The following is a 17,524-nucleotide window of genomic DNA, read 5'->3' as shown; positions in this document are numbered from 1 at the left end:
TGAAAGGCAGATGTGACCTCCCCCTACGCAGACACCCCCCGCATTGACACCCTCTGGCTCAGCGAGCCGGACATGATCGAGGCGGGGGTGACCGACTCGGCGGCCTGCGTGGAGACCATGGAGGAGACCCTCATCCTGCTCGCCGACGGTGACTACCGTATGGCCGGCGCCTCCGCGAACTCGCACGGCGCACAGATCAACTTCCCGAAGAACCCCGAGCACGAGGGCATGCCCGCCGACGGCCCGGACCGCCGCTTCATGGCCATGCCCGCCTACCTCGGCGGCCGCTTCCGCTCCGCCGGCGTCAAGTGGTACGGCTCCAACACCGAGAACCGCAACCACGACCTGCCGCGCTCCATCCACGTCTTCGTGCTCAACGACGCCGTCACCGGTGCCCCGCTGGCCATGATGTCCGCCAACCTGCTCTCCGCCTACCGCACCGGTGCGGTCCCCGGTGTGGGAGTCAAGCACCTGGCCGTCGAGAACGCCGAGACCGTCGGCATCATCGGCCCCGGCGTCATGTCCCGCACCATCTTCGACGCCGCCTACTCGCAGCGCCCCTCCATCAAGTACGTGAAGATCAAGGGCCGCTCCGCCGGCTCCACCCAGCGGGTCGCCGAGTGGTTCCGGGAGACCTACCCGCAGCTGGAGTCCATCGAGGTCGTCGACTCCGAGCAGGCCGCCATCGAGGGCTCCGACATCCTCATCGCCGGCACCTCCACCTCCCCGGACGGACCCTCCGGCTTCCCGTACTTCAAGAAGGAGTGGATCAAGCCCGGCGCGCTCATCCTGTGCCCCGCCGCCGCGCGTTTCGACGACGACTTCATCACCTCCGACGACGCCAACCTCGTCGTCGACTACACCGGCCTCTACGCCGAGTGGTTCAACGAGAACGGCCCCGACGTCACCTACGAGGAGCTGCTCGGCATCCCCGGCAACCGCTGGTGGGACATGACCGAGGAGGGCACCCTCCCCAAGGAGCGCCTGGTCAACATCGGTGACATCGCCGCCGGCCGCGCCCCGGGCCGCGAGAACGACGAGCAGATCTTCTGCTACTCCATCGGCGGCATGCCCGTCGAGGACGTGGCCTGGGCCTACGACGTCTACCACAACGCCCTCGACAAGGGCATCGGCACGAAGCTGAACCTGTGGGAAGCCCCCGTCCTGAAGTAAACACACCCCCTATCTAGGAGCCCTGACACCCGACGTGTCCTTCGAATCCACCGCTGCCCTGATCGACTTCATGCGCGATGAGGGGGTGGAATACCTGGACATCCGCTTCACGGACGTCCCCGGCATCGAACACGCGCTGACCGTGCCTGCGTCGGCCCTCACCGAGGAGACCGCAGCCGAGGGCTTCGCCTTCGACGGCTCGTCGATCGCGGGCTTCACCACGGTCGACGAGTCCGACATGACGCTCCTTCCGGACGTCTCCACCGCCTACGTCGACCCTTTCCGGCGACGCAAGACGGTGAACATGCAGTTCTTCGTGCACGACCCCTTCACCCACGAGCCGTTCTCGCGCGACCCCCGCAACATCGCCCGCAAGGCCGAGGAGTACATGCGCTCCACCGGCATCGCCGACGAGTGCTTCATCGGTGCCGAGGCCGAGTTCTTCGTCTTCGACTCCGTGCGCTACTCCACCGACGTGCACCGCTCCTTCCACCAGGTCGACTCCGACGAGGGCTGGTGGAACTCCGACGCCGAGACCATGATCGACGGCTCCCCCAACCTGGGCAACAAGATCCGCGTCAACGACGGCTACTTCCCCGTCGCCCCCTACGACAAGACCATCCCGGTCCGCGACGAGATCGCGCACCACCTCTCCCAGGTGGGCTTCGAGATCGAGCGTTTCCACCACGAGGTGGCCACCGGCGGCATCCAGGAGGTCAACTACAAGTTCAACACCCTCCTGCACGCGGCCGATGACCTGCAGAAGTTCAAGTACGTCGTGAAGAACACCGCCGACGAGCACGGCAAGGTCGCCACCTTCATGCCCAAACCGCTTCTCGACGACGGCGGCTGCGGCATGCACGCCCACCAGTCCCTGTGGAAGGACGGCAAGCCGCTGTTCTACGACGAGGAGGGCTACGCCGGCCTCTCCGACACCGCCCGCCACTACATCGGCGGCCTGCTGGCGCATGCCCCGGCGGTCCTGGCGTTCACCAACCCGACCGTCAACTCCTACCGCCGCCTCTACTCCGGTTTCGAGGCCCCGGTGAACCTCGTCTACTCCCAGCGCAACCGCTCCGCCGCGATCCGCATCCCGGTCACGGGTCCGTCACCGAAGGCCAAGCGCATCGAGTTCCGTGCCCCGGATCCGTCCGGCAACCCCTACCTGGGGTTCGCGGCGCAGCTGCTGGCGGGTCTCGACGGCATCAAGAACCGCATCGAGCCCGGCGACCCCGTGGACAAGGACCTCTACGAGCTGCCGCCCGAGGAGGCCCAGCAGGTCCCCCGCGTCCCGCACTCTCTCGAGTCCTCCCTCTACGCCCTGGAGAACGACCACGACTTCCTCACCGAGGGCGACGTGTTCACCGAGGATCTCATCGAGAACTACATCGAGCTGAAGTACGACAACGAGATCAACCCGCTGCGCCAGGGCCCGACTCCCAAGGAGTTCGAGCTCTACTTCAACTGCTAGGTTCGGGGCATGACACTCGCCGTCCTCATCCCGGCCGCCCTCATCGGCATCGGAGCCACCTGGTGGGCGTCGGCGCAGTACCTCAAGGCCTGGGGAATCCGGGACGGCGAGTCCTCCCCCGCCGTCGACGAGCCGGAGGACGCGCTCTGGGAGGAGCGGCCGTGAGGTGCCATAATGACCGGTATGAGCGACACTGACTTCCCGCCCTGTCCCGAATGCGGCAGCGAGTACACCTACGAGATGGATCCCCTCCTCGTCTGCCCCGAGTGCGGCCACGAGTGGGATCCGCAGGCCGCCGAGGAGGCCGACGCGGCACCGGTGATCAAGGACTCCGTCGGGAACGTCCTGGCCGACGGTGACACCGTCACCGTGGTCAAGACCCTCAAGGTCAAGGGAGCGAGCCAGCCCATCAAGGCCGGCACGACCGTCCGCAACATCCGGCTTGTCGACGCCAGCGACGGCCACGACATCGACGCCCGCGTCGACGGCTTCGGGCAGATGAAGCTCAAGAGCTCCATCGTGAAGAAGATCTAGCCGCTCGTAATTACGATCATAAGCGCCATCGCATGCCGGCGACGACCTGCTGTTATGCGTTGCGCGGCATGGTCGGGGTGCTCGTATTTACGAACATCGTAATTACGAGCGCTTCCGGTACCCCATCCGCGGCCGGAAACCACCCGGGTGCTTCATCTGCGCCACAGCATCCGCGATGACCATCCGGAAGCGCGGGTTGATCGGCGGGAGCTGCGCCACGGAGAACCAGCCGACGTCGGTGGACTCGTCGTCGCCCACGGCGGGCTCGTCGGAGCCGACGACGCTCAGTCGCATCGAGGTGTCCATGTAGCGGGTGACGTCCCCGTTGGAGTACTCGACGGGGCCGATGGCACCGACGCCGAGGAGGGCCTCGACGCGGGCGTCGAGAAGCGTCTCCTCCTTGACCTCCCGCACGGCGGTGACCTGGGGGTCCTCGCCGGGCTCGCAGATGCCGCACACCGGGGTCCATTCGCCGTTGTCGGCGCGCTTGACCAGCAGCACCGACGGGACTTCCCACAACGGGGCTCCCGGCGGGACGTCACGGATGACCACGGCGGTCACGGCCGGCAGCCACAGTTCGTCGGTGCCGATCTTCTCGCGGAGGCGGAGGATGAAGTCGGGGGTGGGCACGGGGCGATCCTTTCTACAGGGCGGTGATGAGGTCGGCGATGAGGTCGGCGATGTCGTCCTGGCGGCGGTGCCGGAAGCGTGACACAGTGCGGCGGCGCGGCGCTCCGGCGTCAAGGCCGATCGCGGCGTTGACACGCCCGAGGGCATCCTCGGCGGGCGCGAACCAGGTGTCCAGGCCGGTGACGTTGAGCACCTCCGCGAGGCCGGACCCGGCGCGGCGCGGGGTGGCACGCTGGACGTCGAAACGCCCGTCGGCGGTGAACTGCAGCCAGATGCGCTCGCCCTCTCCGATGTCGGCGGCCTCGAGGAAGCGGCGGATGCTGCCGACGGTCGCGCCACTGCGGCCGTTGCTCACGGTCTGGTCGCCGAGGTCGCTGACCAGGGTCTTCTTCTCCAGCACCGGCACCTCGAGGGCGGCAGCGAGGCCGCGGGGGATGCCGGAACCGGAGCCGCGCAGGTGATCGTGGGTGACGGTGGTGAGCAGGTGGAGGTCGCCGTTGACGCGGTAGAGGCCGGGGGTCTCATCGGGGTCGGCGTCGATCTCCTGCACCTCGTCGGCGCGGCTGACCATCCCGTCGACGGTCTGGAACTCGACGGAGCTGGCGTAGGTGCGCACGGAGCTCTCCGCGACGCCGAGGGCCTGCGCCTCCTCGAGCAGGCGCAGCAGCGGGACGGGCCCGGTCTCGACGCGCTGCCCGATCCACTCGGCGAGCGTGGAGTACTCCTCCAGGCCCCAGGCGGCCAGTGCCCAGCGGTCGCGGCCGACGCGGATGATACGAGGATCGGCACCCATGGCGTTGTAGAGGGTGCGCGGATTGGCCTCCCCGAGGCGCTCCACCAGGGAGGGTCCGGTGAGCGGCTCGCCCTCGATGGCCAGCAGCGCGGCCGCCCGGTCCTGTGCCGAGCGGGTCCGGGTGAGCAGGTGGTCGCCGTGGACGGTGACCTCCCCGGCCAGGCGCGCGGCCAGGACCTGCTTATCGACGCCCAGGTTGTCCGCCACCGCCGCCAACGACGCGACACCGAACTCGTCGGCGAAGTCGGTGAGTGCCTGGGCGAGGTCGTCGTCGAACCCGGTGCGCTGGAACCAGTCACCACGGATCTCCCAGGCGTCGGCGAGCCAGGCCAGCACGTCGAGCACGGTGTCGAGTGCGGGCAGGTCGCGCAGCAGATCAGCTACGGCGGCCAGGGCGCCATAGCGCTGCGGCAGGGCGTCGAGCACGAGGTGGAGGGTGTCGTCGGGTTCGACGAGGCGGCGCTTGAGCCGGGTCTCCAGCTGGCGGATGCGCTCGCGGGAGACGCCGTGGTCAGCGCCGATCTCCTCGAGGGTGCGGGTGCCCATGATGCGGCCGGTGTAGATGTCCCGGTCACGCGGGTCGCTGCCGATGCGGCGGCTGATCTCGCTGCGCACCCGGCCGATGGCGTCCGCGGCGGGGTCGGACCAGTAGGAGTCGCCCGCCAGGGTGTCCAGGGCGCGGCGCACCGCGGCGGGAACCTCCGCCGGGAGCTCGGGCTGCGTGCCGGTCAGGGCCAGCCATTCGGCGAGGGTCTCGACCTCACGGGCGACGCCGCCGCCGGCCTCGGTGTCGTCGAGGTAGATGTCCTCGGTGGCCATGGCCAGGTAGTCGCCGGGCGGGGCGTCGAGAGCCGAGTGGACGACCGCCACGATGGTGCGGTGGACGCGGAGGCGGCCGAAGCCGGGGACATCGGCGAGCTGGGTGGCGGAGGCGTCGAGCGGACGCGGATAGAGGTTGAGCCAGCGGGCGACGACGTTGCCGGTGCGCGGCAGGGAGTCCGGGACCTCGGCCGGGTCGAGGCGCGGCGAGAGTTCGTGGAGGGGCACCGTGCGGTGGCGCTGCAGCCAGGCCTGCGCGATGTCGTCGGGTCCGGCAGGCTGCACCCCGAGGGAGGTGAGCCAGGGGAACACGGCGGAGAAGTCGGGGGTGTCCTCCGGCTCCGGCTCCCCCACGGGGATGAGTTCACTGAGCATGCGGGCGAAGGTCGTCTCGTCGACGACGGGCACCCCGTAGTCGCGGGCCTTGCGCGCCTTGCCGCTCATGGAGTCCGGGTTGGCGGCGACGAGCACGACGCTGCCGCGGGTGACACCACCGACGTCGAGGCCGGCGGCGCGGGCGCGTTGCTCCCAGGTGTCGCGACCCAGCGTCAGCGCGCCGGTGAAGGCGACCCGGTCACCGGGCTGGAGACCGTAGTCCTCGACCTCCCCGTAGACCGGTTCAGCGAGCAGCTCGTCGACCGAGGTGGGGCTGACGGCCAGCTGCACCGCGATGTCGTGGAGGTGGGTGCGTTCCGCGGCGGTGACCACCCCGTCGGCCCACGCCTCGACAGCGAGCTGACGGACGTAGTCGAGGTGGATGTCCATGACCTCCTCGCGGCTGAGGCCCAGTGTCTCCGCCTCGGCGACGAGCTGCTCGATCTCACTGAGTGAGAGGTGGTGGTCGAGGAGGGCGCCACGCAGCAGGCGGCGGTAGGAGTCGACCTCGGCGACACCGGTGGCGGGCACGCTGGCGGTGAGGCGTTCGAACCAGTGCCCGGTCTCGGTGCGTCCCCGCACGCGGAGGGGTTCGGGCGGCAGATCGGGCCGCGGCCAGAGCAGGGGCCGGACATCGTCGCAGCGGGCCCCGTGGTCGGTGACGAGGCAGCGGAAGAGGTCGGCGGTCGCGGCGGCGTCGGCCACGGCGGCGTGCGGGAGGGCGTTGTGCACGCCGACGCAGGTGAGGCACTCGGAGAGTCGTTCCGGGGCGCCGGGCAGCAACTCGCGGGAGAGCACGCGGGTGCACAGGGACCAGGCGGTGGCCGCCGGCAGGTCGATGTCGAGGCGAGCGAACTCGGCGGCGAGAAAACGCGTGTCGAAGGGGGCGTTGTGGGCTACGAGGACGCGGTCGTCGAGAAGCGCGGCGAGCTCGGCGGCGATCCCGGAGAACCGCGGGGCACCGACGAGGTCGGAGGCGGTGATGCCGTGGACGTGGGAGTTGTCGATGTCGCGGTCCGGCTGGACGAGGGTCTGCCAGGTGTCCTCGACGGCGAGGTTCTCGTCGAGAAGCACGACACCGACCTCGATGACGCGATCGGTGGAGCGAAAACCGGTGGTCTCGAGGTCGAGGACGGCGGTCTTGAAAGCGAGGGTCACTGGTATTCGGCCTCCGGGACGACCCGGTCCAGGACGGTCTGGATGGCGGGCATGGACGTGTACGACATGGTCATCGGGCCGGCGGCGGGGTCGTCGCAGCTGAGCTCGCGGGCGGCGTCGCGGGTGCCGGAGACGAGGCCGACGATGACCCGCTGCCCCTCGATGTCGGCGTACACCGGACCACCGGAATCCCCCGCGCGGGCACACACGGCGGCGGTGGCGGCGACCGCCCGCAGTTCGGTGCCGTCATGGTCGGCGAGGATCTCGATGCCCGTCTGGTTGATGGGGGTGCCGCACGTCTCGCCGGTGGTCATCCCGTACTTGCAGATCGTCTCCGGCAGGTCGCCGACGAGTTCCGCCACGACCGTCGGGATGGACTGCGCGGGGGACGTCATCGCGTACCACGGGTTGGTGATCTCGATGACCCCCACGTCCAGGCGGCTCGACTGCTCGTCGTAGAGGTCGGAGTAGAGGAACTGCCCGACGGGCGACGCGAAGTCGGCGGCCTCCCCGTCGGCGGTGGGCCACACGTGGTCCCCCGGGCTGCCGCAGTGGGACGCGGTGACGGCGAAGGAGCGCTCCCCCGCCGTGAAGCTGTACGCGACGGTGCACTGCCCGACCTGGATGGTCTCACCCGGGACGGGCAACGTCCTGGTGATCATCACCGATGTGCCCGGCGCCCACGGGCTGGCCGCGGGCGCGCGGTACTCGGCCTCCACCTGGGCCGGGGCGGCCGCGATGATCTCGGCGATGGGTGTCGGGTTCTGTCGCTGCTCATCCACGGACCAGGCGATGACCGCGCCGACACCCGCGATGGTCACCGCCGCCAGGCCCGCCCAGGCGGGCGTTCTCACTGCTTATCGACGCCGTCGTCCTCGGCCTGACCGGCCTGCTCGGCCTGTTCTGCCGCGGCCTTCGCCTTGATCATCTCGGCGAACTTCTCCGGATCGAAGTCCTCGAAGTACTCCTGGCTCATCTTGAACTGCATGCCCATGGTTACACCGCCGTCGTACGGATCGAGTCGGTGATGAACTGCTTGACGGTGTCCGCGTCGTTCGGCAGGTCGGTGACGTGGCGGTCGGCGTCGAGGATGCCGGCGAAACGCTCCGGGGTCTCCGGGGTGGTGCCGGTGGCCTCCTCGATGGTCTCGGCGAACTTCACCGGCAGGGCGGTCTCCAGGCAGACGATCGGGGTGTCCACCTCGGCGCGCCACTCGCGGGCGACCTTGACGCCGTCGGCGGTGTGCGGATCGAGCATGACCTCCAGGCGCTCCCACACGTCCTTGATCGTGTCCAGGCGGTCCTGGTGGGTGGAGCGGCCGGACAGGAATCCGTACTTCCCGGCGGCGTCGGGGAAGGCGGGATCGTCGGCAAGCGAGAAACCGTCGGCCTTGACGTCGACGCCGAAGTGCTGCGCGATGCGGTCGGCGTCGCGGCCCAGGAGGTCGAAGACGAAGCGCTCGAAGTTGGAGGCGCGGGAGATGTCCATCGACGGCGAGGACGTCGCCATCGTCTCGGAGGCCGGGCGCGGGCGGTAGTTGCCGGTGCGGAAGAATTCGTCGAGGACGTCGTTCTCGTTGGTGGCCACGATGAGGCGGTCGATCGGCAGGCCCATCCGGCGGGCGATGTGGCCGGAGCAGATGTCACCGAAGTTGCCCGTGGGCACGGAGAAGGAGACCTTCTGGTCGTTGGACTCCGTCACCTTCATCCACGAGGTGATGTAGTAGACCACCTGCGCCATGAGGCGGGCCCAGTTGATGGAGTTGACCGCACCGATGCGGTTCTCGGCCTTGTAGGCGGCGTCGGCGGAGACGGCCTTGACCACGTCCTGGCAGTCGTCGAAGACGCCGTCGAGGGCGATGTTGAAGATGTTCGGATCCTCCAGACCGAACATCTGCGCCTGCTGGAACGGGGTCATACGACCGGCCGGGGTGAGCATGAACACGCGGATACCCTTCCGGCCGCGCATGGCGTACTCCGCGGAGGAACCGGTGTCACCCGAGGTGGCGCCGAGGATGTTGAGGGTCTCGCCGCGACGGGCCAGCTCGTACTCGAAGAGCTCACCGAGCAACTGCATCGCCATGTCCTTGAACGCGGCGGTCGGGCCCTCGGAGAGGTGGCCGATGTAGAGGCCGTCCTCCAGCTCGGTGACGGGGACGATCTCCTCGTCGGCGAACTTCGGGGTGGTGTAGGCGCGGGCCGCAATGCCCTCGAGATCCTCCGCTGGGATGTCGTCGACGAAGATCTTCAGCACCTCCGCGGCCACGGCGGCGTACCCCTTCTCCGCCAGCAGGGAACGCCAGGCGGTGAGCTGCTCGTCGCTCAGCTGCGGGTATTCGGCGGGCAGGTAGAGACCGCCGTCGGGGGCCAGCCCACCGAGCAGGATGTCGGTGAAGGTGGCGGGAGTACGGGAGGAGTCGCGCGTCGAAATGTAATCCACGTTGAACACCATACGTTGCGCCCCCGCGGGTGTGCCTGTTATCCCACCCTCTCCACGGGTGGCATCCACCCCGCGCACCTCTAGGATGGGTAGGGGTGAAGAACCTGCGGGTGGGCCGACCACGCGAGTACACCGTGCTCGCGCGGAGCCACGCTCCTGCACGTACCCGGTGTACGGCGGCGGAGCGGACCAGGCGGAACCGCGGTCGGCGTCGTCGTCCGGACGCAGCCTCTGGTGGGCAGTCCAGGTGGTGGCGGCTGTCTTCGCAACCGTCTGGACGATCGATCACGGCCACGGCCACGGCCCCATCCACCCGTGGTCGGCGCCGCAAGAAAAAGTACGGTAAGCACGCTGTGGTCTGACCGAAGGGTATAGGGTGTGACACGTGACTCAATCGATACTGACCCCACACCCCCGCGAGCAGGTGACCCGCAAGGCCGTCATTGTCTGGGTGACCGCCGTGCTGGTGTACGTCGTCGCCATCACCGGACGCACCTCCTTCGGTGTCGCCTCGGTGGACGCGATCGACCGGTTCGGTGTCGACGCCTCCCGCATCGCCGTGTTCACCGCCGTCCAGATCGGTGTCTACGCCTTCGCGCAGATCCCGGTCGGCATGCTCATCGACCGTTTCGGACCCCGTCGACTGCTGGTCGTCGGCGCGATCATCATGGCGTCCGGGCAGGTCCTGCTCGGTTTCACCAGCTCCTACTGGGTGGCCATCGGTGCCCGTGTCCTCATCGGTGCCGGTGACGCCACCGCGTTCCTGTCGGTCATGCGCATCCTGCCGTACTGGTTCCCGCTGAAGAAGACCCCGCTGTTCACCCAGATGACCGCGGCCATCGGCCAGATCGGCCAGTTCCTCTCCGCGGTGCCCTTCCTGGCGCTGCTCCACGGTCCGGGCTGGACCACCGCGTTCATCAGCCTCGGTGCCACCGGTCTGCTCATCGCCATCGCCGCCGGTGTAGCCGTCGCCGACTCCCCCGAGACGTGGGCGGCGTCGAAGCTGGAGAAGGATTCCGGCCACGTCCGGGAGAAGCAGTCCCCACCGGACAAGATGCCCATCGGCCGCCTGCTGCTGACGGTGTTCCGCGAACCGCTGTGCTGGCAGGGTTTCTTCAACCACTACGCGTCGATGATGCCGCAGATCGTGTTCACCCTCCTGTGGGGCGTGCCGCTCATGACGCTGGGCATGGGACTGTCCCCCGCCACCATCGGTATGGTCCTGACGATCAACGTCATCGCGTCGATGTTCGCCGGCCCCATCCTCGGCCCGATCTCCGCCCGGCTGGGCAACAACCGTGTCGTCGCCGCCATCGTCTTCGCGGGTGTCATCGGCTTCACCTGGATCATATTCTTCCTGCCGGAGGAGCCACGCGGCGTGACGGCCATCATCATGGTCAACGTGCTCATGGCCCTGTTCACCCCGACGTCCAACTACGGTTTCGACGACATCCGCGAGGACCTCGACCGCCGCATCGTCGCCACCGCCACGGGCATGTCCAACATGGGCGGCTTCTTCGCCGGCATGTTCGCGGCCCAGGCCGTCGGCCTCCTGCTCGACCACTACTCGCAGGGGCAGGACTACACGTGGGCCGATTTCCGGGCCTCCTGGTGGGCCATTCACCTCGTGTGGGGATTCGGCTGGATCGGACTCATCACCTTCCGGATCATCGTCAGCCGACGCCGCCGCGCCCGCGCCGGCCGCGGCACCGTGCGCATCGTGGACAGCTCCGCCGAGAAGTAACCCACCCCCACACACTTCCCCGAAGTTGAATAAGTTACCCCGGGGAGTATTCTCAGTTGCTGTCACCTGTTCGGGTGGCAGCAATTTTTGCTTCTCGACGCCAGCGAGGCCCCGTGCAGACCTTCACCCCTTCGTCGCCCCGAATCCGACGGACCGTCCCGATCGCGCTCGTGTCCGCCGGTCTCCTGCTGACGAGCTGTGGCCTCCCGCCCGTGGAGCGCGACACTCAGATCGCGGCGGTGGCCGACATCGCCACGACGACCACGGTGCGGGTCACGCAGACCTCCGTGTCCACCACCACCGTGACGCTGGCCCCGGTCACCGAGACGATGTACATCATCCCGGATCCGTTCACCGAGACCGTCACCGTCACCCCGGAACCGGTCACCGAGACGGTGACCGAGGTGCCCGCACCCGTCACCGAGACCATCCACGCCGAGCCGGTCGTCGAAACCGTCGTCGAGACCGTCCACGCGGAACCGGTCGTCGAGACGGTCGTGGTGACCGAAACGATCCAGGCCGCCGCGTTTGAGGCACCGGCCCCCGCACCAGCGCCAGCCCCCGCACCAGCAGCCGCATACTACCAGAACTGCACCGCCGCCCGCGCGGCGGGCGTCGCCCCGATCTACCAGGGCGAGCCGGGTTACGGCAGGCACCTGGACCGGGACGGCGACGGCATCGCCTGCGAATAGTCAGCCCAGGATGTAGCGGATCGTGCCCTGCGGGTCCTCGAGGAACTCGCGGGTGGCGATGACCGCCTCCGCCTCCTCGTAGACGGTGTCCTCGAGACCATCCTCGGTGATGTCGATGATCGCCGCGTCCGGGATGGCCAGCATGATCGGCGAGTGCGTGGCGATGATGAACTGCGCACCCCGCTGGACCGCCTGGTGGATCTCGGCGGCGAGCGCCATCTGCCTGACCACCGACAGGCCGGACTCGGGCTCATCGAAAATGTAGAGGCCCGCTCCGTGGACGTGGTCGGCGAGGATCGACAGCACGGACTCGCCGTGGGACATGGCGTGACGGGTCTCGGTGGCGTCGGGAAGCGTGTCGAAGATGGTCACCGTGTCGTAGTGGGTCTCGGCACGGAGGAAGTAACCGCGTTCCGGGATGGCCCGTCCGCGCAGGGACAGCCACCGCGCGAGCGGTGAGTGGGTGGGGTGGATCCGGCCCTGGAAATCCGCGTGGCGGAGGGGCCCGCCGCCGGGGTCGAAGCCCGCGGCGATGGCGATGGCCTCGACCAACGTGGATTTTCCGGAACCGTTGTCACCGACGAAGCAGGTGACCGGCGACGCCAGGCGCAGCGGATCCCGGTGCGACAGGTGTCGCACCACGGGGATGTCGCGGATGTAGGTGTCCTCCCGGATGGGGTCCACGCGCACTGATCGGATGAACATGAGTCCATGCTAGTGGCGGAGGTCACCTCTTTGCGACGGTCAGTCGTTACGGCGCGGCGGTTCCTGGCGGCCGGTGAGGATGTCGATGACGCTGCGGATGGCGGCGTCGCCGATCTGGCTGCCCTGCCCGCCCCAGTTTCCGGAACTGAAGGGGCCACGGTGGTGTTCGTTGCGGGGTGTGGTGCCGCTTGCCGGGGCGTCGACGGCCTCGTCACGGTCGGCGGTGTCGGACGCGGTGACGATGAGGGTGGTGTCCTCGAGTTCGAGGCGGATGTCGTCGCTGACGCCGGCGGTGCGGGCGGCGTCGACGAGCGCGCGCAGGTCGGCGAAGGTGGCGTCGTTCAGATCGATGGACAGGGAAAGAGACATTGTCGGCTCCTCATGTTTCGGGGTGATGGGCCCCAGCGTAAGCGCGTGGCGGGGCAGGTGTCATCACCCTTAGGGGTCACGCCTCACCCCGACTCAGGGTCACGGGGCTGATTCGCCCCAGAACACCTCGTCGACGATCTGACGGGCCTTGCGGGTCAGCCGCAGGTAGTGCTCGAGGAAGCCCTGGTAGTCATCGGGGTCCCAGCCGGCCGCACCGGCGACCTGCGCCAGGGCGGGCCCGGGTCCGGGGAGCTGATCCGTGCGACGCCCCTTGACCAGCACGAGGGCGTTGCGGGCGTTCGTGGCGCACAGCCACGCCTCCCGGAGGACGGCGACCTGCTCGGCGGGGATGATCTTCTTCTCCGCGACGACGTCGAGTACCTCGAGCGTCGAGGTGTTGTGGAGTTCCTCATGCTCGTGGGCGTGCATCATGGTGAGCAGCTGCGCCGTCCACTCGATGTCGGTGAGCGCGCCGCGCCCCAGCTTGGTGTGGGTGTTGCGGTCCGCGCCGCGGGGTAGTCGCTCGTCGTCGATGCGCGCCTTCATCCGGCGGATCTCGCGGATGTCGCTTGCCGACGCCCCCTCCTCCGGATAGCGGAACCGGTCGATCATCTCCAGGAAGCGGCGTCCCAGGTCCTCGTCGCCGGCGACCACGGTTGCGCGGAGCAGCGCCTGGATCTCCCACACCTCGCCCCACTCGCGGTAGTAGCGCTCGTACGACTCGATGGTGCGTACAGCAGCACCGGAGCGGCCCTCGGGGCGCAGTCCCAGATCGACCTCGAGCGGAGGGTCGCCGGAGGGCTTCGACAGGCGGGCGCGCATACCGTCACAGATGCTCGTCGCCCACTTCACCGCCTCGGTGTCCTCCACCCCGTCCACCGGGTCGCAGACAAACATGACGTCCGCGTCGGAACCGTAGCCGAGTTCGGCACCGCCGAGACGGCCCATGCCGATGATCGCGATGCGGGCCGGGGGTTCCTCGAGACCCAGCTGATCGAGGCTCCACCGCACCTCCGCGAGCAGGCTGGCCTGCAGCACCGCATCCCACACGAGGGAGAGCTCCATGCACACCTGGTCGACGGGCATGAAGTCGAGCAGGTCGGCCGAGGCGATGCGCGCCAGTTCGACGCGCCGCAACGAGCGCGCCACGGAGACGGCCCGGTCCGGATCCATGTGCCGTTTCGAGGAGGCCACCAGGGCCTTGCACACCTGGTCCGGAGCCGGATCCATGACCTTCGGCCCGCTGGCACCGTCACCGAGCTGCTTGACGAAGTCCGGCGAGGAGATGATGAGGTCCGACGTGTACGGCGAGGTACCGAGGATGCGCATGAGCCGCTGGCCCACGACCCCCTCGTCGCGCAGCATGCGCAGGAACCACACGCGGTTGTACGCGGCGTCGGAGAGTTTGCGGTAGTTGAGCAGACCCGCATCCGGGTCAGCGGTGTCCGACAGCCAGGTCATCAGCGTCGGCAGGAGCATGGCCTGCAGCTTCGCCTTGCGGGACCCGCCGGCCGCCAGGGCGGTGAGATGCTCGAATGCGCGGGCCGGGTGACGGTAGCCGAGGGCCGCCAGCTGCAGCTTCGCTGCCTCCGGGGACAGGGTGATCTCGTCGACGGAGAGGTTGACCACGGTGTGCAGCAGCGGCCGGTAGAACAGGCGCTGGTGCAGGTCGGAGATGAGCAGACGGATACCGCGCAGGTGCTTCTGCATGGCGTCGACGGCCGTCTTCTTGCCGGAGGCGGAGAAGCCGGAGGTGGCGGCGAGCCAGGCGAGGTTGCGCTGGTCATCGTCCGCCGGCATGGTGTGGGTCCGGCGCAGTCGGTGCAGCTGCAGGCGGTGCTCGAGCAGACGGAGGAACTCGTAGGCCTCGATGAGCTGGTGCCCGTCCTCGCGACCGACATAGCCGCCGTGGACGAGCGCCTCCAGCGCGTCCACCGTGGACAGGACGCGCAGGGATTCATCGGAGCGGCCGTGGACCAGCTGCAGCAGCTGGATGGCGAACTCCACATCGCGCAGGCCGCCGGTTCCGAGCTTGAGCTCGCGGTCGCGCATCGCCTCGGGCACGTTCTCCAGCACGCGGCGGCGCATCGCCTGCACGTCGTCGACGAAGGAGTCGCGCTGCGAGGCGGTCCACACCATGGGGGCCAGCGCCTCGATGTAGTCACGCCCCAGGTCCATGGAGCCGGTCATGGGGCGGGCCTTGAGCAGTGCCTGGAACTCCCAGGTCTCGGCCCAGCGCTTGTAGTAGGCGAGGTGGCTGTCGAGGGTGCGCGCCAGCGCCCCGGACTTGCCCTCCGGGCGGAGGTTGGCGTCGACCTCGAAGAAGGCCTTCGAGCCGATCCGCATGAACTCGCCGGCCAGGCGGGTGGCCTTCGGGGTGGCGGGTTCGGCGACGAAGATGACGTCGACGTCGGAGATGTAGTTGAGTTCCCCGGCGCCGCACTTGCCCATGGCCATGACGGCCAGGCGTGTGTCGACGCCCTTCTCCTCCCCGTAGACGCCCGCCACGGCGACGGCGAGAGCGGCGGTGAGCGCGGCATCAGCTAAGGCGGTGAGCAGGCCGGTCACGGTGGTGAACGGAATGACGGGCTGTTCGGGGACCTCCCCGCGGCGAGCGGCGAAGGTGCCGGCGAGGTCGTGGGCGGCGATCCGCATGATGAGGGTGCGGTAGGTCAGCCGGAGGGCGGTGGCCGCCTGCGGTTCGGCGATCCTGGCGCGGTAGGTGCCGGGGGTGGTCAGGTCGGTGGTCGCGGTGTCGGTGACGCCCTCGGGTTCCTCGGCGACGTCGAACTCGGCGGGGACGGCGTCGACCGCGCCCAGCATCGCCTGCATGAGTTCCTCCGGGGTGGGCAGGCCGCGGGCGAGTTCCTGCCACAGGTGCGGGTTGGCGGCCAGGTGGTCGCCGAGGGCTGTGGACCCGCCGAGCAGGGCGAAGAGGCGGACGCGCAGCCCGGCGTCGCGGCGCAGGGCGTCGTCGAGTTCCGCGCGGTCGTTGCCGAGGGCGGAGACGATGCGGATGAGCGTGTTGAGGGCCAGATCGGCGTCGCCGGACCCGGCCAGCGCCCACAGCAGGTCGACGGATTCCTCGTTGTCCCAGCCCAGGTGGGCGAGGTCCTCGGCGGCGCGGGGGCCGGTGAGGCTGAGGACCGCCGGCGACGGGACGATGGTGCGGGTCATGCTCGCTGCTCTCCTACGCTCTGAAAATGGGTCAGTAGTCCAGAGTGTTCCGCAGCTCCCAGGGCGTGATCTGCTCCTGGTAGTTGTGCCACTCGTTCCACTTGGACCGCAGGAAGTACTCGTAGACCTGCTCGCCGAGGATGTCGGCGACGAAGTCGGACTTCTCCAGCACCCGCAGCGCCTGGTCGAGGGAGGCCGGCAGGTCCTTGTAGCCCATGGCCAGACGCTCGCGGCGGGTCAGTGCCGAGATGTCGTCCTCGGCCGGATCCTCGAGCTCGTACTCCTCCCGGATGCCCTTGAGACCCGCGCCGAGCAGGACCGAGAACGCCAGGTAAGGGTTGCAGGCCGAGTCGAGGGAACGGACCTCGACACGACGGGAATCCGCCTTCGCCAGTCGGTAGGTGGGCACCCTCACCAGCGCCGAGCGGTTGGAGACACCCCACGTGGCGGACGTCGGGGCCTCGTTGCCGAACACGATGCGCTTGTAGGAGTTCGGCCACTGGTTGGTCACCGCGGAGATCTCCTGCGCGTGCCGCAGGATGCCGGCGATGAAGTGCTTCGCCGTCTTCGACAGGGAGATCTCGTCGTCCGGGTCGTGGAAGGCGTTGGTGTCGCCCTCGAACAGGGAGATGTGCGAGTGCATCGCCGAGCCCGCGTACTCGGTGAAGGGCTTGGGCATGAACGTGGCGCGGACGCCGTTGGCGGTGGCCACCTGCTTGATGAGGTAGCGGAACGTCATGATGCTGTCGGCCATGGTCAGGGCATCCGCGTGCCGCAGATCGATCTCCTGCTGACCCGGCGCGGTCTCGTGGTGCGAGAACTCGGTCGCGATGCCCATGGCGTCGAGCGCGGTCATCGCTTCCCGACGGAAGCGGGGTGCCATGTTGTGCGTCGCCTGGTCGAAGTAGCCGCCGTTGTCCGTCGGGATGATCTCCCCCGGGCCGGCTCCCTCGCTGAACAGATAGAACTCGACCTCCGGGGAGATCATGCAGGTGAAGCCCTCATCGGCGGCCAGCTCGACCTGCCGACGGAGGATCTGCCGCGGGTCCGACCAGGAGGGTTGGCCGTCGGGCATGGTGATGTCGCAGAACATCCGCGCCGTCTGCAGTTCGGGGTTGTCGGTGTCGAACGGCAGCACCTGGAAGGTGGAGGGGTCCGGCAGGGCGATGGTGTCCGACTCGGAGATGCGGGACAAGCCCTCGATGGAGGAGCCGTCGAAGCCGACCCCCTCCTCGAACGCGCCCTCCAGTTCGGATGGGCTCATCATCACGGACTTGAGGTACCCGAGGATGTCGGTGAACCACAGCCGGATGAATCGGATGTCCCTCTCTTCGACCGCACGGAGCACGAATTCCTGTTGGCGATTCATGAACCCAACTCTAATTGCGCACCCGACATGACTGTGCCGGCTCTGCGACGGAACTCAGGATCGGGGGTGGTGAATT

The 17,524-nt window shown here is 68.6% G+C and carries 15 protein-coding genes; 6 read left to right on the top strand and 9 right to left on the bottom strand.

Annotation, left to right across the window (positions count from 1 at the left end; all coding sequences use genetic code 11):
* Positions 1-72: 72 nt before the first annotated feature.
* The 4 genes from B9Y70_RS01710 to B9Y70_RS01700 all read left to right on the top strand — a co-directional run bounded on the left by B9Y70_RS01710 (position 73) and on the right by B9Y70_RS01700 (position 3,178).
* A complete protein-coding gene (locus tag B9Y70_RS01710; protein WP_240309118.1) occupies positions 73-1,173 on the top strand; it encodes an ornithine cyclodeaminase family protein in 1,101 nt (366 codons plus the stop codon).
* A gap of 70 nt (positions 1,174-1,243) precedes the next feature.
* Positions 1,244-2,644 carry a type I glutamate--ammonia ligase gene (glnA, locus tag B9Y70_RS01705; RefSeq protein ID WP_240309117.1) on the top strand — a complete coding sequence of 467 codons (1,401 nt, stop codon included), beginning with the start codon at positions 1,244-1,246 and terminating at the stop codon, positions 2,642-2,644.
* Positions 2,645-2,653: 9 nt separating this feature from the next.
* On the top strand, positions 2,654-2,809 hold the full coding sequence (locus B9Y70_RS12725) for a hypothetical protein (RefSeq protein WP_159449767.1): 156 nt from the start codon (positions 2,654-2,656) through the stop codon (positions 2,807-2,809).
* Positions 2,810-2,827: 18 nt separating this feature from the next.
* Entirely contained in the window at positions 2,828-3,178 is a 351-nt protein-coding gene (locus B9Y70_RS01700; protein WP_085548503.1) for a zinc ribbon domain-containing protein YjdM, read from the top strand.
* A gap of 102 nt (positions 3,179-3,280) precedes the next feature.
* On the opposite strand, the gene B9Y70_RS01695 is transcribed toward B9Y70_RS01700, so the two are convergent.
* The 5 genes from B9Y70_RS01695 to thrC are packed head-to-tail and all read right to left on the bottom strand — an operon-like array spanning position 3,281 to position 9,392.
* Positions 3,281-3,808, bottom strand: coding sequence for an NUDIX hydrolase (locus B9Y70_RS01695; RefSeq protein ID WP_085548502.1), 528 nt, complete (start codon positions 3,806-3,808; stop codon positions 3,281-3,283).
* Positions 3,809-3,821: 13 nt separating this feature from the next.
* Positions 3,822-6,953 (bottom strand): exonuclease domain-containing protein, encoded by a 3,132-nt coding sequence (locus B9Y70_RS01690; protein WP_159449766.1) that lies wholly within the window; start codon positions 6,951-6,953, stop codon positions 3,822-3,824.
* Positions 6,950-7,807: a trypsin-like serine protease gene (locus tag B9Y70_RS01685; RefSeq protein WP_143337466.1), complete on the bottom strand. Its 858-nt coding sequence runs from the start codon at positions 7,805-7,807 to the stop codon at positions 6,950-6,952. Before B9Y70_RS01685 ends, B9Y70_RS01690 begins: the two co-directional genes overlap by 4 nt.
* Positions 7,804-7,941 carry a hypothetical protein gene (locus B9Y70_RS12720; RefSeq protein ID WP_159449765.1) on the bottom strand — a complete coding sequence of 46 codons (138 nt, stop codon included), beginning with the start codon at positions 7,939-7,941 and terminating at the stop codon, positions 7,804-7,806. Before B9Y70_RS12720 ends, B9Y70_RS01685 begins: the two co-directional genes overlap by 4 nt.
* A gap of 8 nt (positions 7,942-7,949) precedes the next feature.
* Positions 7,950-9,392, bottom strand: a complete 1,443-nt coding sequence (gene thrC, locus B9Y70_RS01680; RefSeq protein ID WP_085548813.1) for a threonine synthase — start codon at positions 9,390-9,392, stop codon at positions 7,950-7,952.
* Between the two features lie 385 nt (positions 9,393-9,777).
* Between thrC and B9Y70_RS01675 the strand changes: the two genes are divergently transcribed.
* The gene (locus tag B9Y70_RS01675; protein WP_085548499.1) at positions 9,778-11,136 is read left to right on the top strand and encodes an MFS transporter; all 1,359 of its coding nucleotides are present in this window, start codon (positions 9,778-9,780) and stop codon (positions 11,134-11,136) included.
* Between the two features lie 212 nt (positions 11,137-11,348).
* Positions 11,349-11,828, top strand: a complete 480-nt coding sequence (locus tag B9Y70_RS01670) for an excalibur calcium-binding domain-containing protein (RefSeq protein ID WP_240309086.1) — start codon at positions 11,349-11,351, stop codon at positions 11,826-11,828.
* Here the strand turns inward: B9Y70_RS01670 and B9Y70_RS01665 are convergent, their stop codons facing one another.
* The 4 genes from B9Y70_RS01665 to B9Y70_RS01650 form a co-directional block, all read right to left on the bottom strand.
* Positions 11,829-12,533, bottom strand: a complete 705-nt coding sequence (locus B9Y70_RS01665; RefSeq protein WP_085548498.1) for an AAA family ATPase — start codon at positions 12,531-12,533, stop codon at positions 11,829-11,831.
* A 39-nt stretch (positions 12,534-12,572) separates the two neighbouring features.
* Positions 12,573-12,902: a hypothetical protein gene (locus B9Y70_RS01660; RefSeq protein ID WP_143337465.1), complete on the bottom strand. Its 330-nt coding sequence runs from the start codon at positions 12,900-12,902 to the stop codon at positions 12,573-12,575.
* Between the two features lie 99 nt (positions 12,903-13,001).
* Complete coding sequence (locus B9Y70_RS01655) at positions 13,002-16,079, bottom strand: bifunctional [glutamine synthetase] adenylyltransferase/[glutamine synthetase]-adenylyl-L-tyrosine phosphorylase (protein ID WP_085548497.1); 3,078 nt, start codon at positions 16,077-16,079, stop codon at positions 13,002-13,004.
* A 31-nt stretch (positions 16,080-16,110) separates the two neighbouring features.
* The gene (locus tag B9Y70_RS01650; protein WP_085548496.1) at positions 16,111-17,448 is read right to left on the bottom strand and encodes a glutamine synthetase family protein; all 1,338 of its coding nucleotides are present in this window, start codon (positions 17,446-17,448) and stop codon (positions 16,111-16,113) included.
* Positions 17,449-17,524: the final 76 nt, after the last annotated feature.

The sequence above is a fragment of the Corynebacterium pollutisoli genome (genome assembly GCF_900177745.1).
GTDB classification, from domain to species: Bacteria; Actinomycetota; Actinomycetes; order Mycobacteriales; family Mycobacteriaceae; genus Corynebacterium; species Corynebacterium pollutisoli.
The sequence above is the reverse complement of the archived record's forward strand: the minus strand, read 5'-3'. Positions and strand labels throughout refer to the sequence as shown.

Excerpts from the sequence above, each read along its gene's own strand:
- B9Y70_RS01710 (WP_240309118.1), top strand. The coding sequence starts at position 73 with ATGATCGAGGCGGGGGTGACCGACTCGGCGGCCTGCGTGGAGACCATG.
- glnA (WP_240309117.1), top strand. The coding sequence starts at position 1,244 with ATGCGCGATGAGGGGGTGGAATACCTGGACATCCGCTTCACGGACGTC.
- B9Y70_RS12725 (WP_159449767.1), top strand. The coding sequence starts at position 2,654 with ATGACACTCGCCGTCCTCATCCCGGCCGCCCTCATCGGCATCGGAGCC.
- B9Y70_RS01700 (WP_085548503.1), top strand. The coding sequence starts at position 2,828 with ATGAGCGACACTGACTTCCCGCCCTGTCCCGAATGCGGCAGCGAGTAC.
- B9Y70_RS12720 (WP_159449765.1), bottom strand. The coding sequence starts at position 7,941 with ATGCAGTTCAAGATGAGCCAGGAGTACTTCGAGGACTTCGATCCGGAG.
- B9Y70_RS01665 (WP_085548498.1), bottom strand. The coding sequence starts at position 12,533 with ATGTTCATCCGATCAGTGCGCGTGGACCCCATCCGGGAGGACACCTAC.
- B9Y70_RS01660 (WP_143337465.1), bottom strand. The coding sequence starts at position 12,902 with ATGTCTCTTTCCCTGTCCATCGATCTGAACGACGCCACCTTCGCCGAC.
- B9Y70_RS01655 (WP_085548497.1), bottom strand. The coding sequence starts at position 16,079 with ATGACCCGCACCATCGTCCCGTCGCCGGCGGTCCTCAGCCTCACCGGC.
- B9Y70_RS01650 (WP_085548496.1), bottom strand. The coding sequence starts at position 17,448 with ATGAATCGCCAACAGGAATTCGTGCTCCGTGCGGTCGAAGAGAGGGAC.